At 34.3% G+C, this 16432-nt stretch carries 12 protein-coding genes; 2 read left to right on the top strand and 10 right to left on the bottom strand.

Annotated features, from left to right (window positions below):
- Positions 1–37 precede the first annotated feature (37 nt).
- The 7 genes from AC1EUU_RS10410 to secDF form a co-directional block, all read right to left on the bottom strand.
- Positions 38–781: a class I SAM-dependent methyltransferase gene (locus AC1EUU_RS10410; RefSeq protein ID WP_480201359.1), complete on the bottom strand. Its 744-nt coding sequence runs from the start codon at positions 779–781 to the stop codon at positions 38–40.
- Positions 782–802: 21 nt separating this feature from the next.
- Entirely contained in the window at positions 803–1894 is a 1092-nt protein-coding gene (locus AC1EUU_RS10405) for an alanine racemase (protein ID WP_480201358.1), read from the bottom strand.
- A gap of 21 nt (positions 1895–1915) precedes the next feature.
- A complete protein-coding gene (locus AC1EUU_RS10400) occupies positions 1916–3238 on the bottom strand; it encodes a hypothetical protein (protein WP_480201357.1) in 1323 nt (440 codons plus the stop codon).
- Positions 3239–3339: 101 nt separating this feature from the next.
- Entirely contained in the window at positions 3340–3531 is a 192-nt protein-coding gene (locus tag AC1EUU_RS10395) for a cold-shock protein (RefSeq protein WP_480201356.1), read from the bottom strand.
- Between the two features lie 105 nt (positions 3532–3636).
- Positions 3637–4638, bottom strand: coding sequence for a GTPase ObgE (gene obgE, locus AC1EUU_RS10390; protein ID WP_480201355.1), 1002 nt, complete (start codon positions 4636–4638; stop codon positions 3637–3639).
- 41 nt (positions 4639–4679) lie between these two features.
- Entirely contained in the window at positions 4680–5792 is a 1113-nt protein-coding gene (locus AC1EUU_RS10385; protein ID WP_480201354.1) for an adenylate kinase, read from the bottom strand.
- Between the two features lie 80 nt (positions 5793–5872).
- Positions 5873–8830: a protein translocase subunit SecDF gene (gene secDF / locus AC1EUU_RS10380; RefSeq protein WP_480201353.1), complete on the bottom strand. Its 2958-nt coding sequence runs from the start codon at positions 8828–8830 to the stop codon at positions 5873–5875.
- 202 nt (positions 8831–9032) lie between these two features.
- Here secDF and AC1EUU_RS10375 point away from each other — a divergent pair, with 202 nt between their 5' ends.
- Positions 9033–10709 carry a formate--tetrahydrofolate ligase gene (locus AC1EUU_RS10375; RefSeq protein ID WP_480201352.1) on the top strand — a complete coding sequence of 559 codons (1677 nt, stop codon included), beginning with the start codon at positions 9033–9035 and terminating at the stop codon, positions 10707–10709.
- 69 nt (positions 10710–10778) lie between these two features.
- On the top strand, positions 10779–12665 hold the full coding sequence (locus tag AC1EUU_RS10370) for a M61 family metallopeptidase (protein ID WP_480201351.1): 1887 nt from the start codon (positions 10779–10781) through the stop codon (positions 12663–12665).
- A 65-nt stretch (positions 12666–12730) separates the two neighbouring features.
- On the opposite strand, the gene AC1EUU_RS10365 is transcribed toward AC1EUU_RS10370, so the two are convergent.
- The 3 genes from AC1EUU_RS10365 to gyrB all read right to left on the bottom strand — a co-directional run bounded on the left by AC1EUU_RS10365 (position 12731) and on the right by gyrB (position 16374).
- Complete coding sequence (locus AC1EUU_RS10365; protein ID WP_480201350.1) at positions 12731–13402, bottom strand: hypothetical protein; 672 nt, start codon at positions 13400–13402, stop codon at positions 12731–12733.
- 79 nt (positions 13403–13481) lie between these two features.
- Positions 13482–14408, bottom strand: coding sequence for a malate dehydrogenase (gene mdh / locus AC1EUU_RS10360; protein WP_480201349.1), 927 nt, complete (start codon positions 14406–14408; stop codon positions 13482–13484).
- Between the two features lie 25 nt (positions 14409–14433).
- On the bottom strand, positions 14434–16374 hold the full coding sequence (gyrB, locus tag AC1EUU_RS10355) for a DNA topoisomerase (ATP-hydrolyzing) subunit B (RefSeq protein ID WP_480201348.1): 1941 nt from the start codon (positions 16372–16374) through the stop codon (positions 14434–14436).
- Positions 16375–16432: the final 58 nt, after the last annotated feature.

Genomic DNA, 16432 nt, shown 5'->3' with positions numbered 1-16432 from the left:
GTGTATAAATTATGGAGCTTAAAGTTAGGAAAACTAATTAAGTTTTAAAGATTCTTAAGAAAATTGGAAAACTAACTGTTTCTACAGTTTCCTTCCAAAAAGGGGTTAATTGTTGAATTACAGTTGGAATTGGATTTTTACCCCTTGCATCGATGTAGTTCTGCACGCTAGACCAAGAATTTAGATATCCTTCTAAATGACTTAGTGACCATTGGGTATTGATAGAAAAGTATTGCTTCACTTCTAATTCGTAAAGATCTAGTTCTATAGATTGATATTTATTGTCAATATGTTTGCGTTCATCATTCCAATAAGAACCGATGGTTTTTGTATAAAAAGAGTTGATAATTTCATCTATTTCAGGACGAATATTTAATAATCCATATCCCCAAATGGCTAAAGTCCCCTTAGGTTTAAGTACCCGTTTTACCTCTTGAGTGAAAAATTGAAAGTCAAACCAATGAATCGCTTGAGCTGCAGTAATTAAATCAAAAGAACCATCTCGAAAATTTGTTTGTTCGGCACGTTGAACTGAATAAAAAACATTCTCTTTTTTTATGGCATTCTTGAGTTGATTTTCACTTAAATCGGTTGCATAAACATTTTCAAAATGACTTGCCAATACAGATGCTACTTGTCCGTTACCGGTTCCGCAATCCCAACAATTGCTTTTTTCATCAACAAAAGATAATATATATTGGTATAGTTCTAAAGGGTAATGTGGCCTAAATTTTTTATAGAATGAAGACTGTTTAGAGAATTTGTCTTTTGATTTTTTCAATAGTCTTACTTTTTTAAATTTCTAAAAACGAAATCTACTGATTTTTCTACCATTTAAGATAGTATAGTTATCAAACATATTAGCTGCGGTACAAATATGAACAGGTATGACCTTTAAAAGATCTCCTACAGAAACAGATTCGATAAATTTCTTTGAAGCACTAATTACGCCATGCTCTTGTGAGATTTTTTTTACAAATACGTTCTCAACAATTTTCGAACAACCGTTTTCATCCTCACTAAGTATACTGCCGTAAGTACGAGTGCCATCTAACTTGGTTAAAATATCTGAAGCAAAATGAATACTGCCTCCATAAATTAGTATTTCACCTATTTCTTTATGAATGGCGACAATTGGGCAGGCAATTGCAGTGGCAATTTCATCAATAGTACAGGAACCAATTTGTAATTGCATAATATCATAAAAAACAAATACTCCGGGACGCATTTCATCAATCATAGAAAAGTCGTTAGCCACAGAACAAGTGGGTGTATCTCCAATTGATACAATAATGTTTGGATATTGGTTTTCAAAATGGTGCTTTAATTTCATTATTTTCGAGATGCTTTCATTATGAACATTCTCAATTTCTTGTTGCGATCTACATTGATAGCTTTGCCCTGCATGGCCTAAAAATCCTTTTAGTGTAATATTTTTTGATTCTTGTATTTGCCTAAGTAAGGTTGAAATACCTTCAATATCGTTAGGTGCTAATCCGGCGCGATTATTACCAATATTAATTTTCACAAAGGCATTTACTTTAAATTCTAATTTGGTATCTATTATTTTGGTTGCTTCAGATGATTCGAGTAAAATATTCAGATTTATATTAGATGCTAAATTATTAATCGTATTTATCTCTAAAATATTTATAGGAAATGCAACTGTTATATCGTTCCATCCATCATCGGCAAAATATTTTGCCATTTCTAATGACGAAACGGTAATTTTAGTTACACCTAATTCTCGAAACCATTCGCCTATTTCTAGAGATTGATGCGTTTTAAAATGTGGTCTAAAATCAACATTATTCCTTTTGGCTTTGTCGGCCATTTTTTTAATATTGGCTTTGCATTTGCTTTCGTCTAAAAGTAGTGTTGGTTTGGAATACATGAATTGGTTTTTAGTATAGTTCTATTCTTTAAAATACCAAAAAGGAATGGTGGTAAAACTCACTTCAACCGTATCTTTTTCTCTAAAGCTGTCTCTTTTAAGGCGTAAGATATGTTTGCCTTCTGACAACTCCTTGATGCTGATATACGACTCAAAACCGAATTCTTTAGTGCGGCTTTCTCCTAAAATAAAGTTAGATTTATATTGAATACTATCTATGTAAATCTTATAGGTGTTGTTAAATGTTTTGAGATATTCTCTTTTTAAGCTATCTCGCTTTCTTACGTTTATGGAAGAGTTAGTAAATACAATATTTGTGTTCAACCCTCTTTTATCTTTTTCAGGCTTTAAGCCTTTGTTGCGAGAAAACATTCTATTTTCAATTCGATCGGAAAAAACTATAAAAATTTTAAGATGAGCATCTTTAATGGTCTTGGATGGAATAGCGGCTGTTTTTATAAACTGTCCCTCTTCTGTTAACATATCTTCATAGTTCTGATAATTTGCAAAGTACTCGGTAGAATTATTTGACTTATCAAAATAGTTAGACTGGCGATGCTCAATTGATGTGATAACTAGTAAAAGAATATAGATAGGAACCAATAAAAAGCTCAAACGCCTTCCAAATTTATTGTCAAGAAAATTATAGACCAAAGGTCTATATAAAAATGATAAGGTTACAAAGCTAAATAACCAGTAAAACGGAAAATAAATCTTCGAAATCCATTTTTTACGCTTTAAAAAGCCTTGGGTTAAAAAATCTATAAAAGTTAGAAATATACCTAAAATGAGTAGTAAAACTAGCGGTATACCAATACCTTTTCCCAACCAATCGGGCAAGTTGTCATTATCTAAGGTGTATTTAATTATGGCGACCAATGTAATGATGGTAAATGCAAAAGCCAGCACATAGAATATTAATAAGAATGAAATAGCAAATATTACACTACAATAGTTTTCGAGTGTCGCTATGTATTTGTCGAAAGAACCAATTTTTTTGCTAAGGTATTTGGTGAATTTCTCACTATATTTTAATTCGTCATAATTTATATCGCCAGATACATACCTAAGTCCTAAAGCGCCAATCCAAAGCCCGCGTAAGATGACATGTAATAGAAGATTAAAAAGTAAAATGGCGATTGATACCCTTAGGAACGTAAAAATTAAACCTCTGTAGATCTGATCATTACTTTGTGCTTCTTTAATGACTATTTCTACCGGATCCCAAGCAGAGAATAAACCAAAAATAGCAAAACCAGAAATAAGTAATTCTAGTTGCCAGCTTTCTTCTTGAAGTTTTTGTAATAATTTTTTAAAGGCAGGGTTGTTGAAGTCCTTACTCATGATCGATTAATTGATAAGGTAAGATACTAACTTATAAAAATAAAAAAAGCCTATCAAGTAAATGATAGACTTTTTTAATTGAAAAACGGTAATTTAAAATATTATAATACTTTTACGTTTACTGCGTTTAACCCTTTTCTTCCTTCTGTTAGATCGAATTCTACATTGTCTCCTTCACGAATATCATCAATCAAACCAGACACATGAACAAAATGCTCTTTGCCAGATTCTTCTTCGGTAATGAATCCAAATCCTTTAGAGTCATTAAAAAATTTTACGGTACCTCTACCCATAATAAAAAAATAAAATATTAATAAAGTGCAAAGGTAGTCTATTGAAATTCAATAGAATGTGTTTTTTTGATTTATTTTATTTTTTGATAAACTACTATTGTAGAGCTACTTAACTTCAGAATTAAGCATTTGCCACAATTTATCTTTTAATTCGGTTAAGCCGGAATGAGCAACAGAAGATATGAATAGGTGATCAATTTCATTAGGAAGTTCTTTTTCTATTTCCTCTATTAACTCATCATCAAGCATATCTGATTTCGAAATCGCCAAGAGTCGATCTTTATCCAAAAGTTCAGGATTATGCTTTTCTAATTCGTTTAAAAGAATATCATACTCTTTAGAAATATCAGCAGAATCTGCGGGTATTAAAAACAATAAGGCGGAATTACGTTCAATATGGCGTAAGAAACGATGACCCAAACCTTTTCCTTCCGCAGCACCTTCTATAATTCCTGGAATATCGGCCATTACAAAACTTTGAAAATCACGATATTCAACAATACCCAAATTGGGTTTTAAAGTTGTGAAAGCATAATCAGCAATCTTAGGTTTAGCAGCTGTTATTACAGATAAGAGTGTAGATTTTCCGGCATTCGGAAACCCTACCAAGCCTACATCGGCGAGTATTTTTAATTCTAATTGAAACCAACCTTCTTGCCCAGGAATTCCGGGTTGTGCGTATCTAGGTGTTTGGTTAGTAGATGACTTAAAATGCCAATTACCACGACCGCCCATACCGCCTTCAACCAATATCTTCTCTTGCTTATCTTCGGTTATTTCGAAGATTTGTTCATTGGTTTCTCCATCCCGAACAATAGTTCCTAACGGAACATCAATATAGATATCTTCACCATCCTTACCGGTACTACGATTTTTACTACCATCGCCACCATGTTCAACCTTAAAGTGTTTTTTGAATTTCATGTGGAAGAGCGTCCACATATTTTTATTACCACGAACAATTATATGACCTCCACGACCACCATCGCCACCATCAGGTCCTCCTTTTTGAATGTATTTTTCGCGATGTAAATGCACTGAGCCTTTACCTCCTTTTCCAGAAGATGCAAAAATCTTTATAAAGTCTACAAAATTGCCCTCAGTCATTTATCTTTTATTATTTCTGCTTTAGAATAGAAATCTTCTAATTAAAGCTCGCCAATCGCTTTACTTAATCGTTCAGTAATTTCTTCAATGCTGCCAACACCATTTACCCCAAAGTATTTATTTTGAGCTTCATAATAGTGCTGTAAAATAGCAGTTTTAGTGTTGTATTCGTTGAAGCGGTTTCTAATTTTATCTTCGTCGGTATCGTCTGAACGACCACTTGTTTTACCACGTTCTAATAAACGTTCAACCAATAAGTCTTCAGGTACTTCAAGAGCGATCATCCCATTAATACTTTCACCTTTTTCCGATAAAAACGCATCTAATGCCATCGCTTGGTCTTCTGTTCTTGGGAAACCGTCGAAAATAAATCCGTTTGCATCATGATTCTTATCTACTTCTGCTTTCAACATATTGATGGTTACCTCATCGGGCACTAAATCTCCAGCATCAATATATTTTTTGGCTAATTGCCCAAGTTCTGTTTCGTTCTTAATATTTTGTCTAAAAACTACACCAGTTGAGATGTGTACCAAGTTATATTTATCTTTTAAAATATCAGCTTGAGTTCCTTTTCCAGCTCCTGGGGGGCCAAATAATACGATGTTTGTCATTGTTTGTGTTGTGTGTTGATAAACGCTTTTTAAGTTTCTCCCTAAACCATCATAATCTAATCCATAACCAACAATAAATTTATCAGGTACCGAAATACCAATGTAATCTACTGGGAGCCCTTTACGAAAAACATCAGGTTTAAAGAAAAGCGTCGCTATTTTTAATTGTTTTACTTTTTGATTTCTAAAAATATCATAAATCTCTTCTAAGGTAGTACCTGTATCGATAATATCTTCGAGAATGACAACAGTTTTGCCTTCTAGATTTTCATCTATGCCAATAAGTTGTTTAACTGCTCCTGTTGAATTTTCGCCTTTATACGAAGCGAGCTTTACAAATGAAACTTCACAATTTCCTTTATATAAACGTATAAAATCAGCGGCAAATACAAATGATCCATTCATAATACCTACAAAAAGGGGTATTTCGCCATTGAGATCACTTTTTATGCGCTCAGCCATTCTATTTACAGTTTCAGCAATTTGCTTAGCTGAAATAAAGGGCTTAAAATATTTATCGTGAAGTTTTACACTGTTCATATTTCTAAAAAAATCAAACCGTTTTGAATCACTGTATTAACAGTATATACAAAACGGTTCGTCATAAATTTTAGTTTAGATTACTTCTTTTTTGTCAACTTAGTAGTAGTATCATACATAATTGGAGAAGCAATAAATAATGATGAATAGGTACCTACTATTACACCAACAATCATGGCGAACATGAATCCTTTAATAGAATCACCTCCAAAAATGAAGATAGATAACAATACAATTAAAGTGGTTAATGATGTATTGATGGTTCTACCTAATGTTGTGCTCAAAGCACTATTTACAGTCTTTGCAAATGGCCATGTGGTGTGCTTGTCTGCAAACTCTCTAATTCGGTCAAAAATTACCACGGTATCATTCAATGAATAACCAACTACGGTTAAAAGTGCTGCAATGAATGATTGACCAATCTCCATATCAAATGGTAGTACTTTCCAGAATAATGTAAAGATTGTTAATACAATTAATACATCGTGGAAAACAGCTGCAACGGCGCCTAAACTATATTGCCACTTTCTAAATCGTAATAAGATATATAAGAATACCACGATTAATGATCCTATAATTGCCCAAATGGCTTTTTGCTTAATATCATCGGCAATGGTCGGTCCAACTTCTAAGTATTTCATAATACCTATCTTATCTGCAGTTTCTTCTGTACCTACTTTAAAGTTTGTTAAGGTAGTTCCGTCAGGTAAGTATGTTTGTAATCCATTAAATAATAATTCTTGAATTTCATCACTTACTGCGATATCATTATCTTCAACTTTATAATCAGTTGTTATCTTTAATTGATTAGAACCTCCATATGTTTTTACTTCTGGAGCATCACCAAATACCTCTTTTAAAGAAGTTCTTGCTTCAGTAGCGCTTACTGGTTGATCAAAACGAACAGTATACGTTCTACCACCTTTAAAATCTACACCTTGGTTAAAACCTTGAGTAAACATGGAAGCTAAACCTATAATAATAACTATACCAGAAATGATATAAGCTAATTTTCTTTTCTTTAAAAACTCAACATTAATATTTTGGAACCACCCTTTGGTAATGTTTGTATTGAAGGTCATGCCATAGTCTTTATTGGCATACCAATCAACCAATAATCGAGTAATAAATACTGCAGATACTAAAGATGTAGCAATACCTATCATTAAAGTTGTAGCGAAACCTCTAATAGGACCTGAACCAAAAACGTACAAGATAAAACCAGTTAAGAAAGTAGTTACGTTGGCATCAATAATGGCAGATAAAGCACCTTTTACACTAAACCCTTCAACAATAGCCTCTTTTAATACTTTTCCTCTGCTTAAAGCCTCTTTAATTCGTTCATAAATAATTACGTTGGCATCTACTGCCATACCAATGGTAATGATAATACCGGCAACACCTGGAAGTGTTAATACAGCACTAAATGCAGTTAGTACACCAAAGATGAATAGAATGTTTAATACCAAAGCGATATCAGCAAAAATTCCTGCTTTACCATAGTAGAAGATCATCCAGATTAATACCAGAACGAGCGCAATGCTAAATGCTACAAAACTATTGTTTATTGATTCTTGACCTAATGAAGGACCAACAACAGATGATTCTAGTATGCGAGCACCTGCCGGTAGCTTACCAGACTTTAAAGCATTTGCTAAATCTTGTGCTTCATCAATTGTGAAATTACCAGAAATTGACGTTCTTCCGTTAGGAATAGGTTCGTTTACGTTTGGAGCAGAATAAACTAAGTTATCTAAAACCACAGCAACAAATTTTCCAACGTTCTCTTCAGTCATGCGGCCCCATTGCTTAGTTCCTTTACTATTCATGTTCATGGTAACCTCAGGATTGATTCCTAATTGATCAAATACTTGACTAGCATCAGAAACTACGTCACCATTAATAGGAGCTTCATCTTCTCTATTTGATTTTATTGCATATAGATTGATTACTTCAGAATCTTCAATAGGTTTTGCTTCCCATAAGAACTTTGCATAGGTCATATTTGAAGGAAGTAAAGCGCGTACTTCTTTCATAGCTAAGTACTCGTTTACTGTAGCTGTATCTTTCACGCTCGCATAACCAACTGCAGAACTTCTTTGTTGTTGATTTTGTGGAATACTAGGGTAGAAAATAGAAAACAAAGGGTTTGCGGCTTTTGTGTCTATAGAGTCTTGAACTTCACCTAATAATTCATCGATCTCTGCATCTTTAGAAATTGTAGTATCCTGCTCTTCTTCAGGAGCTTGATCCTTTAATATCTCTGCTAATCTTGTGTTTGCCTGAATAAAGAAGTTTGAAGTTTCGGTATTTTCAAAAACTTCCCAAAACTCTAACTTAGCAATACCTGTCAATAATTTCTTTACACGATCAATATCTTTCGCTCCAGGTAACTGAATTGAAATTCTACCCGATTCGCCTATTTGTTGAATGCTTGGTGAGGTAACACCAAAACGGTCAATACGATTACGTAATACCTCAAATGCAGTGCTGATTGAACCTTTAACCTCTTCTCTTAAAAGAGGCTTAACCTCGTCATCAGACATTTTAAAGTTTATCTTATCCTTTAAAGATTTATTACCAAAGATAGTAGGGTCACTTAAGCGAACCGACCCATTACTTGCTTTTGCAAAGGTGTCAAAGAACAGATTTAGATAATCATCATCACTATTTTTTTGAGCTTCTGTAGCATCCGCTAAAGCTTTATTAAAAACTGGGTTTTTAGATTGATTAGAAAGTCCAGCTAAAATATCTCTTACAGATACTTCTAAAGTGGCGTCTATTCCTCCTTTAAGGTCTAAACCTAAATTGATAGCACGATCTCTAACTTCTTTACCCGTATATTTTGTAAATCCATAATTAGCTATGGGTAAATTAGCTACCGAATCTAAATATGCTTGTTCTTGTTGAGCATTACCATTTGCATAAGCCTTTGCATCATCATTTATAGTGTTATTTACCCAAGTAAATGATAAATAATACACACAAATTAATCCAAAAATTATGGCTAATGTTCTTATGAGTCCTTTGTTCTGCATTCTCTTTTCTGTTTAAAAAATCTTCAATTTGTAATTAACGCGCAAATATAGTATTTCGATAATGAATAGCCAATTGTTTTGCACTTTTTTCTTTTTCAGCTTCTTAAGTCAAAAATCTTAGGAAATAATTGATTTTACCATGTTCATTCTTAAAATTCTTAGATGTAAATTTTAGTATATTAGCACTCTTAAATTCTTCAAAATGGCCCACCTTACCGATATTGAAATTGCACAACAAAATAAAATGCAGCACATTAAAGAAGTGGCTGCTAAAATTAATGTAGATGAAGATGATCTTATTCTTTTCGGAAAATATAAAGCAAAGCTTCCTATTCGATTGATAAATGAAGAAAAGATCAGCCAAAATAATTTGGTATTAGTAACTGCATTAACACCAACGCCAGCCGGTGAGGGGAAAACAACAGTTTCTATTGGGCTAAATGAGGGGCTAAATAAAATTGGTAAACAAGCAACTGTAGTGCTTCGTGAGCCATCGTTGGGTCCTGTTTTTGGTATAAAAGGAGGTGCAGCCGGAGGAGGTTATTCTCAAGTTGTTCCAATGGAAGATATCAACCTCCATTTTACTGGAGATTTTAATGCAGTTGAAAAAGCCAACAACTTGCTGTCTGCGCTAATAGATAATAATTTACAAAGCAAGGTTAATAATTTAGGAATTGACCCTAGAACAATTGTTTGGAAACGTGTTATTGACATGAATGACAGGGCTTTGCGAGAAATTACAATTGGCCTTGGTGGTATTTCAAACGGTGTTCCGCGTGAGGATGGTTTTAATATTACACCGGCCTCTGAAGTAATGGCAATTCTTTGTATGGCAAAAGATTTTGATGACCTAAAAAAGCGATTGGGTGATATTTTTGTAGGGTTTACTTTTGATAAAAAACCAATTTTTGCTAGAGATCTTAAAGCCGAAAATGCAATGGCTATTCTGTTGAAGGATGCTATTAAGCCAAATTTAGTACAAACGCTTGAAGGCAATCCGGCAATTATACATGGTGGCCCTTTTGCTAATATTGCGCAGGGAACGAATACAATTATTGCAACTAAGATGGGCTTATCATTATCAAATTATGTGGTGACCGAAGCTGGTTTCGGAGCGGATCTTGGTGCCGAAAAGTTTTTAAATATTAAATCTGCTTACGCCAAGTTAAATCCGAAATGTGTGGTATTAGTTGCAACAATTAGAGCATTGCGTCATCATGGAGGTTCGCCAAAAGATGAATACAATACACCAAGTGTTGAACGCGTAAAAAATGGCTTTGAAAATCTTGAAAAGCATATTGAGAACATTAGAAAGTTTAATATTGAGCCGGTTGTGGCCATTAATAATTTTATCAGTGATTCTCAAGAGGAAGTAGATTTTGTAATTGATAAATGCAAATCTTTAGGAGTGCATGCAGTAGTCTCTAAAGGATGGGCAGAAGGAGGAAATGGAACGCAAGATTTGGCTAGAGCGGTGGTAGATGTTGTTGAAAATAAATCAACAGTATTTAAACCTTTATATGATTGGAAATCGCCGGTAGTTGAAAAAATCGAAAAGATCGCTAATGAGATTTATGGTGCCGATGGTGTAGTTTTTGATAATAGAGCTAGATTAAACCTAAAACGAATAGACCGTTTAGGGTTTAATGATTTTGCTATCTGTATGGCAAAGACACAAAAGTCATTTTCTGATAATGAAAAACTAATAGGGCGCCCTTCTGGATTTAAAGTAACTGTAAGAGAAATAGAAATCGCAGCCGGAGCTCAGTTTTTAATACCTATACTCGGAAAAATGATGCGTATGCCAGGCTTGCCAGGACAGCCGGCTTCAGAAAATATGACCATAGATAACGATGGTGTCATTTCTGGATTATCGTAATCCATTCGTTAAAAATTGTAACATAATTTGCATTTCAGCTACTAATTATAAAATTAAAAATTTTATAAAATGAGAAAAGTAATGATGTTGGCATCACTAGTAGCTATTTTAATAAGTTGCAGTAGTGTGAAAACAGCAGCACCAAATGATTTAGCTACACAACTACCCATAACGTCTTTTATCGACCTAACTAAAGTTGCCAATGATAAAGTTCCCGTGTCCATTAACCCTGGGCGTTTTACTATCGATACTGTAACCTATCGCTTGCCTAAAGTAGTTCAAGGCACCTATGAGGTTAGTGATTTCGGATATTTTATAGACGATTTTAAAGCATTTGACTATGAGGGAAATGAGATAGCAACAGAAAAAATAGCCACCAATACTTGGAAAATCCCAAATGCTACAAGTTTAGACCAGATTACATATTTGGTAAATGACACCTTTGATGTTGAAAATAATAAGGAAATAACCACACCTTATTCAATGGCGGGCACAAATATTGAGCCGGATAATTATGTGTTGAACCTACATGGTTTTATTGGTTATTTTGATTCTTTAAAGAATAATCAATACAAACTAGGGGTTAATGCACCTGCAGATTTCGTTCGAACTTCAGCATTACAACAAGTTGGCACTACAACGAGTGAAGATGGAAAGTCAATGACTTCAAACTATTTCGCTCAGCGATATTTCGATATAACTGATAACCCGATGATGTATGGTAATTTAACGGTTGAAGAATTTCAGGTAGGCGACATTAAAATTGTTTTGAGTGTTTATTCACCGAACAAAAAACATTCGGCAGCCTCTTTAAAAGAGACCATATATACCATGATGAAAGCTCAAAAAGCATATTTGGGTGACGTTAATAGTACACCACGTTATGATATTTATGTTTATTTGGCGAGAGGTGATAAAGATGCACCAACAAAATTTGGAGCCCTAGAACACCATACTTCTACAGTAGTGGTAATGCCAGAATCTATGCCCGATCAGGCACTTGCTAAAAGTTTAGTAGACATAGTTTCGCATGAGTTTTTTCACATTGTAACACCATTGAGTGTGCACTCAGAAGATGTTCACTATTTTGATTACAACCAACCAACTTTTTCTAAACATTTATGGATGTATGAAGGAATGACTGAATACTTTGCCACATTATTTCAAATCAATCAAGATTTAGTTTCGGAAGATGAATTTTATACGAAAGTGATGAATAAAATAAACTCATCTTTAGGGTATAATGATGCATTGAGTTTTACCAAAATGAGTGAGAATATTCTTGAGAAAGAAAATGCCGATAATTATGGTAACGTATATCAAAAAGGAGCTTTAATCGGTATGTGTTTGGATATTTTAATGAGAGAAGAAAGTGATGGGAATAGAGGAGTTTTAAGCTTAATGAAAGAATTATCACTAAAATATGGAAAGAATAAGCCCTTTGAAGATGATAAGATCATAGAAGAGATAGTAGCCATGACCTATCCGTCAATAGGACAATTCTTTACAACTCATGTAATTGGTGAAACTCCAATTGATTATAATCAGTTTTTTAATAAAGTAGGCTTAGAGGTTAAAGAATCTAAGGTTAAAACGAACTATGTTCAAAATGCTGGAGCACTAATTTTTGCAGGAGATCAAGAAAAGGGTAAAATTTATTTTAACGACTTAGTGGCAAATAATAGTTTTTGGAACGAGCAGGGTGTAAAACCAAAAGATATTATTAAGACGGTTAATGGAACTGAGGTTACGTTGCAAAATGCGAACCAAGTGATTGGGCAAGTTTTTGGATGGCAACCTGGGCAAGAAGTTGAGGTAGTTCTAGATAGAGAAGGTACAGAAATACCAATTAAAACTACGTTAACACAATCTTATACAAAAGGGAAAAAACTCAACCCAAAAGAAAATACAAGTGAAGCACAAGTTAAGTTGAGAAATGCTTGGATAAAAGGCTAGGAAACTTGAAGAAATGAAAACTCATAAATAAAAAACCAGCCTTTTGGCTGGTTTTTTATTGTAATTTAGTCTACACCAGCGGGTGTTGGCTTTTCCATTTTTGAGTAGCCTTCAGGTACTGTCATGTCAAATTTACTGTCATCTACCTTTTCTTCTTTTACGTTAGTAACCTCAATAGTAATTTGCATGTCTATTGGGCCTTGTTTTGTGTTTAAGATCATATATAAAGGAAATCCGTTGATCTTATCTCCAAGCCCTACAGTATTTTGATTAGGAGCAGTTATTTTATCTGTAACATACATCGTCATTTTATTTTCTACGCCATCTTTAATGGCTACAACATCATACCCTTTACAAGTATAGCCAGCTACTACCTTTTCGTTTCCGTTTTCTGTAACCGTAATATTTTTCAAATCATCTGGAGATACAGAAATATCTGACTCAGTATATTTTTTACCCATCATAGGATTGTCCATCAACACTAATATTTTTTTCGTATTGCTATCTACAATAGAGGTATTATTTCCGGTCATTTGATGATTCTGCTCTGTTCTAGACTTCGTTTCCTTAAAATAAGTTGTGGCCGTTATATCTCCCATCATAGCCAGAGCCGCTTTTGCCTGCTCATTGTCGGTAGACATGGTCATTTTTAACGTTAGTACCCCTTCCTTCAGCTCTTTTTGAGCGAAAGTATTAAAGCTAAGCGCTATAGTAAACAATAAAATTATTTTTTTCATTTTTTGATAAGTTTATAATTAATAAAACCTCTTCCATTGATATTTAATGAAAGAGGCTTGGTTTATAAGTGTTTGATTTTTAGATATCTAATAATGTATTGGTTTTAGATACGCCAGCTGCCGATTCGGTCATGTGTGCTTTCTCAGCATCGCTTAAATCTATTTCTACAATTTTTTCAATTCCATTTCGACCCAATACTACAGGAACTCCAATGCAAAGGTCTGACAAACCATATTCTCCATTTAATAATGTAGAACAAGGGTAAATTTTCTTCTGGTCACAAGCAATAGCTTGAACCAGTCCGCTCACTGCAGCGCCTGGAGCGTACCAAGCGGAAGTCCCTAATAATTTAGTTAATGTAGCACCACCTACTTTTGTGTCTTCCTTTACCTGATTTAAGCGTTCTTCAGAAATGAATTCAGAAACAGGAACCGAATTTCTTGTTGCCAATCGAGTTAAAGGAACCATACCTTTATCAGAATGCCCACCAATTACCATTCCATCAACATCAGAAATAGGAGCACCTAAAGCTTCAGCAAGACGATATTTAAAGCGAGCAGAATCTAATGCACCACCCATACCAATAATTCTATTTTTTGGTAAATCGGTTGTTTTATGAACTAAGTAGGTCATTGTATCCATTGGATTTGATACCACGATCATAATTGTATTTGGCGAATGTTCAATTAAATTCGCTGAAACAGATTTTACAATACCAGCATTGATACCAATTAATTCCTCACGAGTCATACCAGGTTTACGCGGAATACCAGATGTAATTACGCAAATATCAGAATTGGCTGTTTTAGTATAATCATTAGTTGTACCTACAATTTTGGTGTCAAATCCATTAAGAGAAGCTGTTTGCATTAAATCCATGGCTTTGCCCTCAGCAACACCTTCTTTAATATCTAATAGCACAACTTCTGATGCAAAATCTTTAATGGCGATATATTCGGCACAACTGGCACCAACTGCACCAGCACCTACTACAGTTACTTTCATTTTTAATTTTTGTTGTTTTTAATTATTATATATCAATGTTTGCGTAAATCGCATTATTCTCTATAAATTCTCTCCTTGGAGGAACGTCATCACCCATTAGCATAGAGAAGATTCTGTCTGCTTCGGCACCATTGTCTATAGTAACTAAGCGCATAGTTCTAAATTCAGGATTCATTGTAGTATCCCATAGCTGTTCTGCGTTCATTTCACCAAGACCTTTATATCTTTGAATTGAGGCGCTACCTCCAAATTTCTCTACGATGACATCACGTTCTTCATCATTCCACGCATATTCTTTCTTCGCTCCTTTTTTTACTAAATAAAGTGGAGGGGCAGCAATATAAACATAACCTTCTTCAATTAATTCTCTCATGTATCTAAAGAAGAAAGTAAGAATTAACGTTGCAATATGGCTACCATCTACGTCGGCATCACACATAATTACAATTTTATGGTAGCGAAGTTTCTCTAAATTTAAGGCTTTACTATCTTCTTCGGTTCCTATGGTAACACCTAAAGCTGTAAACATGTTTTTGATTTCTTCGTTTTCAAAAACTTTATGCTGCATTGCTTTTTCCACATTCAATATTTTACCACGTAATGGCAAAATAGCCTGGAAGTTACGGTCACGTCCTTGCTTTGCTGTACCACCTGCAGAATCACCCTCAACCAAGAATATTTCACATTTTTCTGGTTCGCTCCAAGCGCAATCAGATAATTTACCAGGTAAACCACCACCGCTCATAACTGTTTTACGTTGCACCATTTCACGCGCTTTACGGGCTGCATGACGCGCCTGAGCAGCTAATATTACTTTTTGAACAATGGTTTTTGCGTCATTAGGATTTTCCTCTAAATAATTAGTTAACATTTCAGAAACGGCCTGACTAACAGCAGATGTAACCTCTCTGTTTCCTAATTTGGTTTTAGTTTGTCCTTCAAACTGTGGCTCAGCAACTTTTACAGAAATAATTGCAGTTAATCCTTCACGGAAGTCATCACCAGCAATTTCAAATTTTAATTTATCTAGCATTCCTGAAGCTTCAGCATATTTCTTTAAAGTACCCGTTAGCCCTCTTCTGAAACCTGATAAATGGGTGCCTCCTTCATGGGTGTTGATATTGTTTACATAAGAGTGCAAGTTTTCAGTATATGAAGTATTATATACCATTGCTACTTCAACAGGAATGCCATTTTTTTCACCTTCCATGGAGATAACATCTGATGTTAACTGCTCTCTAGTTGCATCTAGATATCTAACAAATTCTTTAAGGCCTTCTTCACTATAAAAATCTTCTCTAATAAAGTTACCTTCATCGTCATTGTTGCGTTTATCAGTAATTGATATTTTAATTCCTTTATTTAGGTACGAAAGTTCACGTAAACGTGTAGCTAAAGTTTCGTAATTAAAAACTATTTCAGACTGAAAAATGGTATCATCAGGAGAAAAGGTAACCATGGTGCCATTTTCACTAGAATCGCCTACCGTTTTTACAGGGTATAAAGTTTTACCTTTTTCATATTCTTGCTCCCAAATTTTTCCATCACGATATACCGTAGCCTTTAAATGATTTGATAGTGCATTTACTACTGATACACCAACACCATGCAAACCACCTGAAACCTTATAAGAGTCTTTGTCGAATTTACCTCCAGCACCAATTTTGGTCATTACTACTTCTAGCGCAGAAACCCCTTCCTTTTTGTGCATTCCTACTGGTATACCGCGACCATTATCTTTTACAGTAATTGAATTGTCTTCATTTATCCAAACATCTATAGCATCACAATGGCCAGCCATCGCTTCATCTATAGAATTGTCAACGACCTCATACACCAAATGGTGGAGCCCTCTAACACCTACATCACCTATATACATTGATGGACGCATTCTTACATGCTCCATTCCTTCTAGTGCCTGAATACTATCGGCAGAATAATTTGGTTTTTTTGCCTCTTCACTCATAGTTTATTTCTCTCTTTTTTAGGGATTTTCAAAAACATACAAATATAAGAAAACACGC

It is taken from the genome of Maritimimonas sp. 2205BS37-2 (assembly GCF_056591755.1).
This window is presented reverse-complemented; position numbering and strand designations above follow the sequence as displayed.

What these genes read in the sequence shown, in the direction of transcription:
- AC1EUU_RS10405 (WP_480201358.1), bottom strand. Translation starts at nt 1,894, where the DNA reads ATGTATTCCAAACCAACACTACTTTTAGACGAAAGCAAATGCAAAGCC.
- AC1EUU_RS10400 (WP_480201357.1), bottom strand. Translation starts at nt 3,238, where the DNA reads ATGAGTAAGGACTTCAACAACCCTGCCTTTAAAAAATTATTACAAAAA.
- AC1EUU_RS10395 (WP_480201356.1), bottom strand. Translation starts at nt 3,531, where the DNA reads ATGGGTAGAGGTACCGTAAAATTTTTTAATGACTCTAAAGGATTTGGA.
- obgE (WP_480201355.1), bottom strand. Translation starts at nt 4,638, where the DNA reads ATGACTGAGGGCAATTTTGTAGACTTTATAAAGATTTTTGCATCTTCT.
- AC1EUU_RS10385 (WP_480201354.1), bottom strand. Translation starts at nt 5,792, where the DNA reads ATGAACAGTGTAAAACTTCACGATAAATATTTTAAGCCCTTTATTTCA.
- secDF (WP_480201353.1), bottom strand. Translation starts at nt 8,830, where the DNA reads ATGCAGAACAAAGGACTCATAAGAACATTAGCCATAATTTTTGGATTA.
- AC1EUU_RS10375 (WP_480201352.1), top strand. Translation starts at nt 9,033, where the DNA reads ATGGCCCACCTTACCGATATTGAAATTGCACAACAAAATAAAATGCAG.
- AC1EUU_RS10370 (WP_480201351.1), top strand. Translation starts at nt 10,779, where the DNA reads ATGAGAAAAGTAATGATGTTGGCATCACTAGTAGCTATTTTAATAAGT.
- AC1EUU_RS10365 (WP_480201350.1), bottom strand. Translation starts at nt 13,402, where the DNA reads ATGAAAAAAATAATTTTATTGTTTACTATAGCGCTTAGCTTTAATACT.
- mdh (WP_480201349.1), bottom strand. Translation starts at nt 14,408, where the DNA reads ATGAAAGTAACTGTAGTAGGTGCTGGTGCAGTTGGTGCCAGTTGTGCC.
- gyrB (WP_480201348.1), bottom strand. Translation starts at nt 16,374, where the DNA reads ATGAGTGAAGAGGCAAAAAAACCAAATTATTCTGCCGATAGTATTCAG.